The organism is Pseudomonas sp. Pf153, from assembly GCF_001269775.1.
GTDB lineage: Bacteria > Pseudomonadota > Gammaproteobacteria > Pseudomonadales > Pseudomonadaceae > Aquipseudomonas > Aquipseudomonas uvaldensis.
Genome location: NZ_LHVL01000030.1, coordinates 444,467 through 459,156, shown reverse-complemented (window position 1 = coordinate 459,156; position 14,690 = coordinate 444,467). Strand labels below are relative to the sequence as shown.

General features: G+C 61.8%; 14 protein-coding genes. 2 read left to right on the top strand and 12 right to left on the bottom strand.

Translation table 11 applies throughout. The annotated features are described in order from the left end of the window. Nucleotides 1-70: 70 nt before the first annotated feature. The 5 genes from AD666_RS23145 to AD666_RS23125 form a co-directional block, all read right to left on the bottom strand. The gene (locus tag AD666_RS23145) at nt 71-1,090 is read right to left on the bottom strand and encodes a branched-chain amino acid aminotransferase (protein WP_053157382.1); all 1,020 of its coding nucleotides are present in this window, start codon (nt 1,088-1,090) and stop codon (nt 71-73) included. 256 nt (nt 1,091-1,346) lie between these two features. Next, on the bottom strand, nt 1,347-2,732 hold the full coding sequence (gene lpdA / locus AD666_RS23140) for a dihydrolipoyl dehydrogenase (RefSeq protein WP_053157379.1): 1,386 nt from the start codon (nt 2,730-2,732) through the stop codon (nt 1,347-1,349). A 3-nt stretch (nt 2,733-2,735) separates the two neighbouring features. Then, the gene (locus AD666_RS23135) at nt 2,736-4,004 is read right to left on the bottom strand and encodes a dihydrolipoamide acetyltransferase family protein (RefSeq protein WP_053157376.1); all 1,269 of its coding nucleotides are present in this window, start codon (nt 4,002-4,004) and stop codon (nt 2,736-2,738) included. Continuing rightward, nucleotides 4,005-5,063: an alpha-ketoacid dehydrogenase subunit beta gene (locus AD666_RS23130; protein WP_053157373.1), complete on the bottom strand. Its 1,059-nt coding sequence runs from the start codon at nt 5,061-5,063 to the stop codon at nt 4,005-4,007. A gap of 1 nt (nt 5,064) precedes the next feature. Then, complete coding sequence (locus AD666_RS23125; RefSeq protein ID WP_053157370.1) at nt 5,065-6,300, bottom strand: 3-methyl-2-oxobutanoate dehydrogenase (2-methylpropanoyl-transferring) subunit alpha; 1,236 nt, start codon at nt 6,298-6,300, stop codon at nt 5,065-5,067. Nucleotides 6,301-6,491: 191 nt separating this feature from the next. Between AD666_RS23125 and bkdR the strand changes: the two genes are divergently transcribed. Next, nucleotides 6,492-6,980 (top strand): Bkd operon transcriptional regulator BkdR, encoded by a 489-nt coding sequence (gene bkdR / locus AD666_RS23120; RefSeq protein ID WP_053157366.1) that lies wholly within the window; start codon nt 6,492-6,494, stop codon nt 6,978-6,980. 45 nt (nt 6,981-7,025) lie between these two features. Here bkdR and AD666_RS23115 read toward each other — a convergent pair whose 3' ends face one another. Beyond that, nucleotides 7,026-7,889, bottom strand: coding sequence for an MBL fold metallo-hydrolase (locus tag AD666_RS23115; protein WP_053157363.1), 864 nt, complete (start codon nt 7,887-7,889; stop codon nt 7,026-7,028). 137 nt (nt 7,890-8,026) lie between these two features. On the opposite strand from AD666_RS23115, the gene AD666_RS23110 reads away from it, so the two are divergent. Further along, on the top strand, nt 8,027-8,839 hold the full coding sequence (locus AD666_RS23110) for a sulfite exporter TauE/SafE family protein (RefSeq protein ID WP_053157360.1): 813 nt from the start codon (nt 8,027-8,029) through the stop codon (nt 8,837-8,839). An 11-nt stretch (nt 8,840-8,850) separates the two neighbouring features. On the opposite strand, the gene AD666_RS23105 is transcribed toward AD666_RS23110, so the two are convergent. The 6 genes from AD666_RS23105 to AD666_RS23080 all read right to left on the bottom strand — a co-directional run bounded on the left by AD666_RS23105 (nt 8,851) and on the right by AD666_RS23080 (nt 14,542). Next, a complete protein-coding gene (locus AD666_RS23105) occupies nt 8,851-9,720 on the bottom strand; it encodes an aldose 1-epimerase (RefSeq protein WP_053157357.1) in 870 nt (289 codons plus the stop codon). Between the two features lie 139 nt (nt 9,721-9,859). Further along, nucleotides 9,860-11,140 (bottom strand): TRAP transporter large permease, encoded by a 1,281-nt coding sequence (locus AD666_RS23100; RefSeq protein WP_053157354.1) that lies wholly within the window; start codon nt 11,138-11,140, stop codon nt 9,860-9,862. Next, nucleotides 11,140-11,667, bottom strand: coding sequence for a TRAP transporter small permease (locus tag AD666_RS23095; RefSeq protein WP_053157351.1), 528 nt, complete (start codon nt 11,665-11,667; stop codon nt 11,140-11,142). The genes AD666_RS23100 and AD666_RS23095 overlap by 1 nt, the downstream gene beginning before the upstream one ends. Before the next feature lie 76 nt (nt 11,668-11,743). After that, complete coding sequence (locus AD666_RS23090; protein WP_053157348.1) at nt 11,744-12,712, bottom strand: TRAP transporter substrate-binding protein; 969 nt, start codon at nt 12,710-12,712, stop codon at nt 11,744-11,746. A gap of 57 nt (nt 12,713-12,769) precedes the next feature. Further along, nucleotides 12,770-13,675, bottom strand: coding sequence for an SMP-30/gluconolactonase/LRE family protein (locus AD666_RS23085; protein ID WP_053157345.1), 906 nt, complete (start codon nt 13,673-13,675; stop codon nt 12,770-12,772). A gap of 45 nt (nt 13,676-13,720) precedes the next feature. Continuing rightward, nucleotides 13,721-14,542 carry an NAD(P)-dependent oxidoreductase gene (locus AD666_RS23080; protein ID WP_053157342.1) on the bottom strand — a complete coding sequence of 274 codons (822 nt, stop codon included), beginning with the start codon at nt 14,540-14,542 and terminating at the stop codon, nt 13,721-13,723. Nucleotides 14,543-14,690: the final 148 nt, after the last annotated feature.

The window sequence follows — 14,690 nt, the reverse complement described above, 5'->3', positions numbered from 1 at the left end:
GATGTGTGCACCTCGGTTCACCAGGGACCGAGGCGCCCGTATCGCAGAGCAAGCTCTGCCTACAGCCGAATCAGACCTTGACGATCCAACCCGCTGGCGCTTCGATGTCGCCGGTCTGCACACCCGTCAGTTCCTTGTAGAGCTTCTGGGTGATCGGGCCGACTTCGGTTTCGCTGTGGAAGACGTGCAGCTTGTCCTTGTAGCTGATCCCGCCGATCGGCGTGATCACCGCGGCGGTACCGCAGGCGCCGGCTTCCTTGAAGTCCGACAGCTTGTCGATGAACACGTCGCCTTCGACCACTTCCAGGCCCAGGCGCGATTTCGCCAGCTCGATCAGCGACAGGCGGGTGATGCCCGGCAGGACCGAAGGGGAGTTGGGGGTGACGAATTTGTTGTCGTGGGTGATGCCAAAGAAGTTCGCCGAGCCGACTTCTTCGATTTTCGAATGGGTCAGCGGGTCGAGGTAGATGCAGTCGGCGAAGCTCGCTTTCTTGGCCTGGGAGCCCGGCATCAGGCTGGCGGCGTAGTTGCCACCGACCTTGGCTGCGCCGGTGCCTTGCGGGGCCGCACGGTCGAAGCTGGAAATCAGGAAGTTGTGCGGGGTCAGGCCGCCCTTGAAGTACGCGCCGACCGGGATGCAGAAGATCGAGAAGATGAACTCGGGGGCGGTGCGCACGCCGATGTTGTCACCCACGCCGATCACGAATGGGCGCAGGTACAGCGCGCCGCCGGTGCCATAAGGCGGAATGAAGCGCTCGTTGGCGCGGACCACTTGTTTGCAGGCTTCGACGAACTGCTCGGTCTCGACCTGCGGCATCAGCAGGCGGGCGCAGCTGCGCTGCATGCGGGCGGCGTTCTGGTCCGGGCGGAACAGGTTGATCGAGCCGTCCTTGCAACGATAGGCCTTCAGGCCTTCGAAACATTGCTGGCCGTAGTGCAGCGCCGTGGAGCCTTCGCTGATGTGCAGCACATTGTCATCGCTCAGGGTGCCGGCGTCCCAGGCGCCATCGCGCCAGTGCGACAGGTAGCGTTTGTCGGTCTTGATGTAGTCAAAGCCCAGTTTGTCCCAATTGATGCTCTCGTTACCCATGACACCCTCTATTTCTTAACAACCGTCGAAACGGTTCAAGGCTTCTGACGTTTTTTGGATGGGGACAACAATACTTCATTCCAGGGGTGTTTCGCAGCCTGTTACATGGCTCCTGCAGCTGAAAATAGCCCTGCGGTCGTTGTGAGGGATTGTGGGAGCAAGGCTTGCCCGCGATACAGGCGACTCGGTTTATGAAGGATCGCATCGCCTGCATCGCGGGCAAGCCTTGCTCCCACAAGTTATTCACCCACAACTGTCACACATGCAACGCATGCCCCAGCGCACGCAACGCCGCTTCCTGCACCGCCTCACCCAACGTCGGGTGGGCGTGAATGGTGCCGGCGATGTCTTCCAGCCGCGCGCCCATTTCCAGGGACTGGCCGAACGCCGTGGACAACTCCGAGACACCCACGCCAACTGCCTGCCAACCCACGATCAAGTGATTGTCACGACGCGCCACGACCCGCACGAAACCGCTTTTCGACTCCAGGGTCATCGCCCGGCCATTGGCCGCGAACGGGAAACTGGACACGATGCAGTCCAGACCGACCGCCTTGGCTTCGTCCGGCGTCTTGCCGACGACTACCAGTTCCGGATCGGTGAAGCACACCGCCGCAATGGCCGCCGGGTTGAATTCGCGATGCTGGCCGGCGATCAGTTCGGCGACCATCTCACCCTGGGCCATGGCCCGGTGGGCAAGCATCGGCTCGCCGCTCAGGTCGCCGATGGCCCAGACGTTGCGCATGCTGGTCTGGCAGCGGTTGTCGATTTTCACGGCCGAACCGTTCATCGTCAGGTTCAACGCTTCGAGGCCCCAGCCTTGGGTGTTGGGCTTGCGCCCGACCGCCACCAGCACCCGGTCAGTGTCCAGGTTGAGCGTGTCGCCATTCGGAGTGCGCACTTGCAAGGTGCTGGCCTGGGCATCGAAACCCTCGACGCTGTGCTTGAGGTAGAGCTTCACGCCCAGTTGCTTGAGCGCCTCATGCACCGGTTGGGTCAGTTCGCCGTCATAGGCCGGCAGGATCCGTTCCTGGGCTTCGACCACGCTGACCTCTGCGCCAAGCTTGCGATAGGCAATGCCCAATTCCAGGCCGATGTAGCCGCCGCCGACCACTACCAGATGCTTGGGCACCGAGGTGGGGGCGAGGGCTTCGGTGGAGGAGATGATCGGCCCGCCAATCGGCAACATCGGCAGGTCGACGCTTTTCGAACCGGTGGCCAGCAACAGATGTTCGCATTGAATGCGGGTGTCACCGACTTCCACGGTCTTGCCGTCGACCACCTTGGCCCAACCATGAATGACCTGGACCTTGTGCTTCTTGAGTAACGCGGCGACGCCAGTGGTCAGGCGGTCGACGATACCGTCCTTCCATTCCACGCTCTTGCCGATGTCCAGGCTCGGCGCCGATACCGTGATGCCCAGGGCCGAACCCTGGCTGTGGTGGCGCGCCTGGTGGAACTGCTCGGCCACATGGATCAATGCCTTGGACGGAATGCAGCCGATGTTCAGGCAGGTCCCGCCCAGTGCCTGGCCCTCCACCAGGATGGTCGGGATGCCTAGCTGACCGGCGCGGATCGCTGCCACGTAACCGCCAGGGCCGCCGCCGATGATCAGCAGCGTGGTGTTCAGAGTCTGTTGCATTCCTTACTCCACAAACAGCGTAGCGGGTTGTTCGAGCAGGCCGCGCAGAGCCTGGATGAATTGCGCCGCATCCATGCCATCGACCACCCGGTGATCGAAGGAGCTGGAGAGGTTCATCATCTTGCGCACGACGATCTGGCCTTTGATCACCACGGGCCGTTCGACGATCTTGTTGACCCCGACGATGGCTACTTCCGGCAGGTTCAACACCGGCGTGCTGACGATGCCGCCGAGTGCGCCGAGGCTGGTCAGGGTGATGGTCGAGCCGGACAGTTCATCGCGGCTGGCCTTACCGTTGCGGGCAGCGGTTGCCAAGCGCGAGATTTCCGCCGCACTGTCCCACAGGCTGCGGGCTTCGGCGTGACGCATCACCGGTACCATCAGGCCGACATCGCTTTGCGTGGCGACGCCCACATGCACCGCCCCCGAGCGGTGGATGACCTGGGCTTCGTCGTCGTAACGGGCGTTCATCTGCGGAAAGTCCCGCAGCGCCACGACCAGCGCCCGCACCAGGAACGGCAGCAAGGTCAGCTTGCCGCGGGTGGCGCCGTGTTTTTCATTCAGATGGACCCGCAACTCTTCCAAGGCGGTGACATCGATTTCCTCGACGTAGCTGAAATGCGCGGCGCGCTGGGTCGCTTCCTGCATGCGTTGGGCGATCTTGCGACGCATACCGATCACCGGTATTTGCTGTTCGTCGTGGCGTTCGGCGTAGCTGGAGCCGCCCTTGGCCTGGGTCGACGGGCCTTGGGTCAGAAAGGCTTCCAGGTCTTCGTGCAGGATCCGCCCGGCGGGGCCTGTGCCCTGGACCAGACGCAATTGGATGCCCAGGTCCAGGGCGTGTTTGCGCACGGCCGGGGAGGCCAGCGGACGCTCATCCGGCGCACGGGCTACCGGCGCTTGCGGGGCGGGCGCCGGACGCGGCGCGGCGGCTTTCTCGACGACCGGCTCGGGCGCCGAGACGGGTTCAGGCTTCGGCGCCTGGACCGGTGCAGCGGGTTGTGCTGCCAACTCTTTCAGGTTGCCCGCACCCTCCACCTCGATGCGGATCAGTTCGCTGCCCACCGCCATGACTTCGCCCGGCTCACCGCCCAGGGCGATGACCCGGCCATGCACCGGCGACGGAATATCCACCATGGCTTTGTCGGTCATGACATCGGCCAGTACCTGGTCCTCGACCACCATGTCGCCGACCTTGACGTGCCACACCGACAATTCGACTTCCGCGATGCCTTCGCCGATGTCCGGCATCTTGATAACGTGCGTGCCCATTCAGACCTCCATGACCCGTTTCAACGCCGCGCCCACACGGGACGGCCCTGGGAAATACGCCCACTCCTGCGCGTGCGGGTAGGGAGTGTCCCAACCGGTGACACGCTCGATAGGCGCTTCCAGGTGGTGGAAGCAGTGCTCTTGCACCAGCGACACCAACTCGGCGCCGAAGCCGCAGGTGCGGGTGGCTTCGTGGACGATCACGCAGCGGCCGGTTTTCTTCACCGATTTGGTGATGGTTTCCAGGTCCAGCGGCCAGAGGCTGCGCAGGTCGATGACCTCGGCGTCGATGCCGGTTTCCTCGGCGGCGGCCAGGGACACATAGACCGTGGTGCCGTAGGTGAGGATGGTCACGTCCTTGCCAGGGCGGGTGATGGCGGCCACATCCAGCGGCACGGTGTAGTAACCGTCCGGGACCTGGGCCGATGGGTGTTTCGACCACGGGGTTACCGGGCGGTCGTGGTGGCCATCGAACGGGCCGTTATAGAGACGCTTGGGTTCGAGGAAGATCACCGGGTCATCGTTTTCGATGGAGGCGATCAGCAGGCCCTTGGCGTCGTAGGGGTTCGATGGCATGACGGTGCGCAAGCCGCAGACCTGGGTGAACATTGCCTCGATGCTCTGGCTGTGGGTCTGGCCGCCATAGATGCCGCCGCCGCAGGGCATGCGCAGGGTCATCGGCGCGGTGAACTCGCCGGCCGAGCGATAACGCAGGCGCGCCGCTTCGGAAATGATCTGGTCCGAGGCCGGGTAGACGTAGTCGGCGAACTGGATCTCGGCCACCGGACGCAAGCCATAGGCGCCCATGCCCACCGCCACGCCGACGATGCCGCTTTCGGAAATCGGCGCGTCGAACACCCGCGAGGTGCCGTATTTGCTCTGCAGGCCTTCGGTGCAGCGGAACACGCCGCCGAAGTAGCCCACGTCCTGGCCGAACACCACGACGTTATCGTCACGTTCGAGCATCACGTCCATGGCCGAGCGCAGGGCCTGGATCATGGTCATGGTGGTAGTGGTCATGGCGGTATCCAACGCAATATTGTTGTTGTGATCGTTCATGTCAGATCCCCAACTGCTGACGCTGGCGCTTCAAGTGCTCCGGCATCTCTTTGTAGACGTCTTCGAACATGGTCGCGGCGCTTGGAATCTGCCCGCCGGCGAGGGTGCCGTACTGCTCGGCTTCCTTCTGCGCGGCGATCACCTCGGCTTCGAGCTCGGCGGTGACGGCGGCGTGTTCTTCCTCCGACCACTGGCCGATACGGATCATGTGTTGCTTGAGGCGGGCAATCGGGTCGCCCAGCGGGAAGTGGCTCCAGTCGTCGGCGGGGCGGTACTTGGACGGATCGTCGGAGGTGGAGTGCGGACCGGCGCGGTAGGTGACCCATTCGATCAGCGCCGGGCCGCAGTTGCGCCGGGCACGTTCGGCGGCCCAGCGCGAGGCGGCATAGACGGCCATGAAGTCGTTGCCGTCGACCCGCAGAGAGGCGATGCCGCAACCGACGCCGCGTCCGGCGAAAGTCGTGGCTTCACCCCCGGCGATGGCCTGGAAAGTGGAAATCGCCCACTGGTTGTTGACCACGTTGAGGATCACCGGCGCCCGGTAGACATGGGCGAAGGTGAGGGCGGTGTGGAAGTCCGACTCGGCGGTAGCGCCGTCGCCGATCCAGGCCGAGGCGATCTTGGTGTCGCCTTTGATCGCCGACGCCATGCCCCAGCCCACGCCCTGGATGAATTGGGTGGCGAGGTTGCCGGAGATGGTGAAGAAGCCCGCGTCCTTGACCGAGTACATGATCGGCAATTGCCGGCCCTTGAGCGGATCGCGCTCGTTGGACAGCAACTGGCAGATCATGCCCACCAGCGGTACCTCACGGGCCATCAGGATGCTTTGCTGGCGGTAGGTGGGGAAACACATGTCATCGATGTTCAGCGCCAGGGCCTGGCCGCTGCCGATGGCTTCTTCGCCGAGGCTCTGCATATAAAAGGACATTTTCTTCTGACGCTGGGCAACCACCATGCGGTTGTCGTAGATCCGCGTCTTGAGCATGGCGCGCATGCCCTTGCGCAGGATCTCCAGCGGCACGTCTTCGGCCCATGGTCCATGGGCATTGCCCTGGTCGTCGAGCACCCGGATGAGGCTGCGAGCCAGGTCGGCAGTGTCGGAAGGTTCTACGTCGATGGACGGTTTGCGCACCGTGCCGGCATCGCTCAGATGCAGATAGGAGAAGTCGGTCTTGCAGCCGGGACGGCCCGAGGGTTCGGGGACGTGCAGGCGTAGCGGTTCATACGCTGGGTTCATGGCTTTCTACGCTCGATCTTGTGAATTTCTTGTAGTGGGCGCGCTAGCTGACAGCTCTCCTGGATAAGGAAAATTGTCCTACAACAATCATAGGCTCGACGTAGAAGAATATTTTTCTCTGTTGGGTTGCTGTTCAGGTCATTTGCAGATAAAAAATCTGCACAACGATAAAAATCAGGAATATCTGTCTCATGCGTAAATTGGATCGCACCGACATCGGCATTCTGAACAGCCTCCAGGAAAATGCCCGCATCACCAACGCCGACCTGGCCCGTTCGGTCAACCTTTCACCGACGCCGTGCTTCAATCGGGTCCGGGCCATGGAGGAGCTGGGGGTCATCCGCGAGCAGGTCACGCTGCTGGATGCCGACCTGCTAGGCCTGCATGTCAACGTGTTCATCCATGTCAGCCTGGAGAAGCAGGTGGAGGAGGCGTTGCAGCATTTCGAGGAGGCCATTTCCGACCGGCCCGAGGTGATGGAATGCTACCTGATGGCGGGCGACCCGGATTACCTCATCCGCGTACTGGTGCCGACGATCCAGGCCCTGGAGCGGTTCATGATGGACTTTCTGACCAAGGTCCCGGGCGTGGCGAACATTCGCTCCAGCTTTGCGCTCAAGCAGGTGCGGTACAAGACGGCGCTGCCGTTGCCGGCCAATGGGTTGACCTTGGGCACCTGATAGCCCGCCACCATTAATTCCTGTGGGAGTGAGCTTCTAAGCTTCTTAAAGTTTATTGATCGGAATCTTCAGATAGATCACACCATTGTCTTCAGCCGGCGGCAGATTCCCCGCCCGTACATTCACCTGGATCGCCGGCAGCAACAGCGTCGGCATGCCCAGCGTCGAATCTCGCTGAGTGCGCATGGCGACAAATGTGGCTTCGTCGATGCCGTCATGAATATGGATGTTGTGCTGGCGTTGCTCGCCCACGGTGCTCATGCATTGAGGGTCACGATGATCGGGGGGGTAATCGTGGCACACATAGAGTCGCACCCCGGCGGGGAAGGCCAGCAATTTGTGGATCGAGGCATAGAGGTGATGGGCGTTGCCGCCGGGGAAGTCGCAACGGGCGGTGCCCACGTCCGGCATGAACAGGGTATCGCCCACCAGGATCACGTCGCCATCGATCAGGTAGGCCATGTCCGCTGGCGTATGGCCGGGCACGTGTAGCGCCGTGGCTTTGAGGTTGCCGATGGAAAACGATTCGTCAGGCGCGAACAGGTGATCGAACTGGGAACCATCAACCGCGAATTGCGGCTCAAGGTTGAACAGTGTCTTGAAGACGCCCTGGACCTGGCCGATGGATTGGCCGATGGCGATCTTGCCCCCCAGTTCCCGTCGCAAGTAGGGCGCGGCGGACAGGTGATCGGCATGAGCGTGGGTTTCCAGCAGCCATTGCACCGTCAACCGATGTTCACGCACGAAGGCGATCACCCGGTTGGCCTGGGCGGTGCCGCTGCGTCCCGAGGCCGGGTCGTAGTCGAGCACCGGATCGACCACCGCGCATTGCCCGCCATCGTGTTCATAGACGACGTAGGTATAGGTCTTGGAGGCGGGGTCGAGAAAGCTTTGAATCTGCGCGGGCATGACAACGAACCTGTGCGGGAAGAACCGGTTGCAACGCTTGAGGGTTACAACATATGGTCCGCAGCTTAGTGAGGGCCAAGGCGTCCTGCAAATGCGATCGCACCTGCCAACAGGTGTGCGCGGCTTGAGAGAGCTCTATGTTACTGGCAAGTCTTTTTGGCGTGATCATGGGCCTGGTGCTGGGTTTGACCGGGGCCGGCGGCGGCATCCTGGCTGTGCCGGCGTTGGTGTTGGGGTTGGGATGGAGCATGACCCAGGCGGCTCCCGTGGCGTTGTTCGCAGTGGGCAGCGCGGCGGCGGTGGGGGCTATCGACGGGTTGCGCCACGGTCTGGTGCGTTACCGGGCGGCGATGTTGATCGCGCTGTTGGGTGCAGTGTTTTCGCCGGTGGGCATCTACGTCGCCCATCAGTTGCCGGAGAAAATCCTGATGATTCTGTTCAGCCTGCTGATGGTGCTGGTAGCGGCGCGCATGTTGCGCGGGGAGCGTCCGCAGCCTGGGCCCAGCGACCATGGCGCGGCCAGCTGGGGGCAGAAAAACTGCATGCTCGACCACAAGACCGGGCGCCTGGCCTGGACCGCTCGCTGCACCGCCACGCTGTCGGCGCTGGGCGCGGTGACCGGCCTAGTGTCGGGTCTGCTAGGCGTGGGTGGTGGTTTCCTGATCGTGCCGGCCTTCAAGCAACTGACCGATGTGCAGATGCGCGGGATCGTCGCCACGTCGCTGATGGTCATCAGTCTGATTTCATTGATTGGCGTGGTGGGTGCGTTTCATGCCGGGGTGAGCATCGACCGGGGCGGGGCGACATTCATCGCAGCGAGCATTGCCGGCATGGTGTTGGGCCGGCGATTGTCCGCCAAGGTCCCGGCCCGGGCGTTGCAGGTGGGATTTGCCGGGGTGTGCCTGGGGGTGGCGGTGTTCATGGTGGTGCGGGCGATCCCCTCGCCATAGGGGGAGCGGTTTTATCGCCTTCTGCATTGCATTGAAAACCCCAACGCCACCGATTGGCCTTGCTCCAGCAGGCGCAACCCTGGCCGTCCTGGCAGGTGGTGCGCATTGACCGGATGGCTGACCGGTTCGATGCAGAAAAAGTCCAGGCCCACCGGGCAGTACAGTAAAAAGTAATCGCTGCCGCTGGCCTGGCAATGCAGCTCATAACCCAGGTCCGGTTGCTGGATCAGGCACTGTCCGTCCCAACCACCGAAACCATTGTCCACCAGCGTATCCGGCAGCAAGCGGGGCTGCTGGAAATCCCATTGCATCGGAACGTCCACCCGTTCGGTCGGCAGCTTCGTGGCATTGCACAGCCACACTTCACGGGCACGGGTTTGCAGGCGTGTTCCGGCGGTACGCGGGAAGTACGGATGCAGACCGAGCCCATGCCACGCCGCCTGTTCGGCCATGTGGGTGACGTGCATCGCGATTTGCAACTGGCCGCCGTTCAAGCGGATCCGCAGGCTGGCGCAGTAGGCGAAGGGTTGTTGGCTGTCGAGTTGCAATAGCACGTCTTGCGTACTTTGTTCGATCACCTGCCACGGTTGTTGCCAGGCGCTGCCATGGATCGGAAACGGATCGTTGGGGCTGTTGGCTTCCAATGCAAGCCAACCGGCCGGGCAGTCGAAACCGCCATTGGCGATCCGGTTCGACCAGGGGATCAACGGAAATCCGCCAAGCTTGCCGGGCAGACCGTTCTCCACGGCCTGTGGGGCCGGCGGGCGAAGCAGCGGCGCACCGTTGCTGCGCAGGGTCCACTCGACGAGGCTGGCGCCCAGATGGGGGGCGAGGGTGAGGTGGGTCAGTTCGTCTTCGAGGTGCAGAAGAGGTGGGGTCATGGTGGTGTCGGTCTGCTGAACTGGAAATGGTGTGACAGAAGTTTTTTGTGCGAACGCTGTTGTGGCGAGGGGATAAATCCCCTCGCCACAACATTCTCTGCCCCAGGTGAATCCCCTGATCACCAGGGACTTGTCATTCTTACAACACCAGATGCGGCAACCACAGCGACAGCGCTGGAACGTAGGTCACCAGCATCAGCACCAGGAACAGTACGGCGTAGAACGGCAGCAGCGCCTTGACGGTGCTTTCGATGCTGACCTTGCCGATGGCGGAACCGACGAACAGCACCGCACCCACTGGCGGCGTTATCAGCCCGATACCCAGGTTCACCAGCATGATCATGCCGAACTGCACCGGATCGACTCCGATGCCTACGATCACTGGCATCAGGATGGGGGTCAGGATCAGGATCAGCGGCGCCATGTCCATCACGGTGCCCAGCAGCAGCAACATTACGTTGATGCACATCAGGATCACGTAGCGGTTGTCCGACAGGGTCAGGAACATCGTGGTGATCTTCGCCGGAATCTGCATCAGCGTCATGATGTAGCCGAAGCTGGCGGCGAAGCCGATCAGGATCATCACGATGGAGATGGTGCGCACGGTGCGGTGCATCAGTTTCGGCAGTTCACGCCACTTGTAGTCGCGGTAGATGAACATGGTCACGAAGAATGACCACAGCACTGCGATGGCCGCCGATTCGGTGGCGGTGAAGATACCCGAGAGGATACCGCCAAGGATGATCACCATCGCCATCAGACCCCAAAGGGCTTCGCCGACGATTTTCAACGCCTGGCGCATGGGGATGACTTCGCCCTTGGGGTAGCTGCGTTTTTTCGCGAAGATCAGGCACAGCACCATCAGGCACGCGCTCATCAACAAGCCCGGTACGATGCCCGCCATGAACAGCGAGGCAATCGAGACCGTGCCGCCTGCGGCCAAGGAGTAGAGCACCGAGTTATGGCTTGGTGGGGTGAGCAGGGCTTGTACCGAACCGCTGACCGTTACGGCGGTGGAGAAGTCCCGCGGATAGCCCTTGCGTTCCATTTCCGGAATCAGCACCGAGCCCACCGAGGCGGTGTCGGCTACCGACGAGCCGGAGATCGCGCCGAAGAAGGTCGAGGCGACGATGTTGACCAGTGACAGGCCACCACGCACGAAACCCACCAGCACCCCGGCACACGCCACCAAGCGGCGGGACATGCCGCCCTCGGCCATGATCGCACCGGCCAGCACGAAGAACGGAATGGCCAGCAGCGAGAACTTGTTCACCCCACCCGCCACCTGGATCATCACGGCCTGGAACGGGATATCGATCCACCACGCACCGATCAGGGCGGCAGCGCCCAAGGCGTAGGCGACCGGCATGCCGATCAGGATCAACACGATAAAACTGCCCAGCAGAATCAGAGCGTCCATTAAGCGGCACCTTCACTTTCTTCAACCAGATCGAATTGCACGACCCGACGTTTGCTCTGGTCACCGAGCAAGAGTTTTTCCAGGACGAAAATCAGCGTCAGCAAGCCCCCCAGGGGAATCGGCAAGTACGTGATGCCAACCCGCAGGCCGGGCAGTGAAGCCATGAACTGGTTCCAGGTGGACATGCACAGCTTGAAGCCCCAGACCGTCATGAAGATGCAGATCAGGCCCATGAGCACCTGGGAAAAAACCGACGCCGCGGATTTCAGGTGCGGTGGCATACGGTCGGTGAGCATGGCCACGGCCATGTGCGCACCGGCGCGATAACTGGCGGCGGCGCCAATGAAGGTGAATACCATCATCAGCAGGATCGCCGTGGGCTCCGGCCAGCTCGAGCCGGAACCCAGCACGTAGCGGGCGAACACACCCCAGGGAATCATCAGGGAAATCGCCAGGACGGAAAGGCCGGCGACCCAGATGCACGTCATATAGATCTTATCGTTGATACGCAGCAGCAAATTCTTCATCGGGTTCCACCGTAACCGGGCACGCCTTGGACATCAGGCGCGCCGGGCCTTTTTCATGAATACAGAACGGGAGGCGTTACTGGACGGCTTCGATACGCTTGATCAGGTCGGCATAGGGCTCGCCGTACTTGGCCCGAACGGGTGCGGTGGCGTCGTAGAAAGGTTTCTTGTCGACAGTGATGAACTCGACACCCGCAGCCTTGAGTTTTTCTTCGCTGGCGGCGGATTTCTGGTCCCACAATACGCGTTCTTCAGCCTGGGCAGCCTTGGCGGCTTTTCTGACCATCGCCTGTTGATCCGGGGTCAGTTTTTCCCAAGTGATTTTCGACATCACGATCGGTTCTGGCAGGATCAGGTGACCGGTGAGGCTGTAGTACTTGGCGTTTTGGTAGTGGTTGTGTTCGAGCAGGGTCGGCGGGTTGTTTTCCGCGCCGTCGATCACACCGGTCTGCAGGGCGCTGAAGATTTCACCGGTATCCATCGCGATACCGTTGGCGCCCATGGCATTCATCATCTCGATGAACATCGGGTTGCCTTGTACGCGGATCTTCATGCCCTTGAGGTCTTCCAGCGTGCGCACCGGCTTCTTGGTGTAGATGTTGCGCGTACCGCCGTCCATCCAGGCCAGGGCTACCAGGCCGAACTCTGAATTGGTGATTCGATCCAGAATCGCGTCCCCCACTTCTCCGTCGATGACGGCGCGCATGTGAGCATGGTCTCGGAAAATGAATGGCATGTTGAACACGTTCACATCGGGCACTACAGGACCGACGATGCCCAGACTGACACGAGACATCTGGATCGCGCCGACTTGCATCTGCTCGATGACTTCTTTCTCGGAACCCAGTACACCCCCCGGGAAGTATTTGAAGGTCAGTTCGCCGTTGGTCTCTTTGGTCAGGGTCTTGCCCATGTTTTCTTCGGCCATCACGGTGGGGTAGCCCTTGGGATGGATGTCGGCGATCTTGAGTTCAAGGGCATGGGCCGCCTGGGCCAGGAAGGCCAGGGGGAGGGCTGCGATCAGAAGCGTGCGTTTGAGGTTCATGGTCAATCTCCAGTGTTGTTTTTTTTATGGGCTCATCCAGTGAAGCGGCACTGCGGTTCAGCTCGCGAAGTGGTTCGATCCTCCGAATACAGGTTCAGCAAGACCCTTGACGCCGGGCTTGAGGGCGAACACCCCACCGGCCAGGGACTGTGGGTCGTTGTCGTCGCCGGGGCGGATCGAGGTGACAAAGAGGGTGTCCAGGCGGCTGCCGCCAAAGGCGCACATTGTCGGTTTCTTCACGGGCACTGGCAGCGAGCGATCCAGCCGGCCATCCGGGGTGAAACGGTGAATGAGGCCGGCGTCGTTGGCGCAGATCCAGTAGCAGCCATCGGCGTCTACCGCTGCGCCGTCCGGGCGTCCTGCCAGGGGCATCATGTCGACGAACAGCCGCCGGTTGGACGGGGTGCCGCTGTCGATGTCGTAGTCGAAGGCCCAGATCTGCTGCACCAACGGATGAGAGTCGGAGAGGTACATCGTGCTTCCGTCCGGGCTGAAGCCCAGGCCGTTGGGCACGATGAAGCCGCTCAGTTGCGCCTCGACCGGGCTGCGTTGCCCGGCCTGATAACGGTACATCCGGCCTTCGACGGCGTTCGCGCCCATGTTCAGCACCATACTGCCGGCCCAGAAGCGACCCTGGCGGTCGCAACGGCCATCGTTGAGGCGCATGTCGACGCGGCTGTGCTCGACGCTGGCGCACAACTCACTGTCCAGCGTGCCATCGTCGTTGGGGTGCAGGCGGAAGAAACCGCTCTCCATGCCGGCCACCCATCCGCCGTCCTGGTGACGGGCAATACAGGCGAGCATCTCCGGAGCGTTCCAGCCCTTCAGTTGCCCGGTTCCTGCGTTCCAGCACTGCAGGCCGCCGCTGGGGATGTCCACCCAGTACAGGGCGTTTTCTTCAGGAACCCAGACCGGGCTTTCCCCGACGGCGTTGCGTGCATCGACAATCAATTCGGCTTGCATGGTGATTCCTTTGTGGCGTTCGTATCCCATGAAAAGACAGGCGAATCAGTCGTCGAACGGGCCGGCGGCGACAAAGGCACCGCCCTGGTAGACCCTGGCCGGATCGTCGGCAGCCGGCATCGGCTGTGCCTCGACCTTGGCGCGGAAGATTTCGGAGGTGTCCTTGGGCTGGTAGCCCAAGTGCGCGGCCTGGCTGTTGTTCCACCAGACGTCGCGGTTGGCAGACATGCCGTACACCACGGTGTGCCCCACGTTCGCGGTGTAGAGCGAGCACTCGATCAGTTGGGTAAGGTCGTCGTAGCTCAGCCAGGTGCTCATCATCCGGCGGTTCTGTGGTTCGGGGAACGATGAGCCAATACGGATGCTCACGGTTTCGATGCCGTAGCGATCGAAGTAGAAGCTGGCGACGTCTTCGCCATAGGACTTGGACAGGCCGTAGTAACCGTCCGGGCGACGAGGCGAGAGGGCATCGAGGTGCTCGTTCTGCTTGTAGAAACCGATGACATGGTTGGAGCTGGCGAAGATGACGCGCTTGACGCCATGTTTGCGGGCCGCTTCATAAATGTGGAAGACGCCGCTGATGTTGGGACCGAGGATTTCTTCGAATGGGCGCTCCACCGATACGCCACCGAAATGCAGGATGGCGTCGACGCCTTCGACCAGTTGATGCACTGCCTGCTTGTCGGCCAGGTCGCACAGCACCACTTCTTCGCTTTCGTCGATGGCCGGGGTCATGCTGGCGATGTCCGACAGCCGGATGCACCGGGCGTAAGGCTTGAGGCGTTCGCGCAGCACTTTGCCCAGGCCGCCGGCGGCGCCGGTCAACAGCAGGCGATTGAAGGGATGGCGAATGGTTGTCGTAGTCATGAAGTTACCTGAGCAAACAGTGAGAGGTATCAGTTTTGTTATAGGTTATCGTACGACCGAGAGCGAATATCCTTATCCTTGCATTACCTTGTCAACGTCCGATCGACGAATCGCTCTAAACCGGCCTCCTTGCCACTCGTTACGCCAG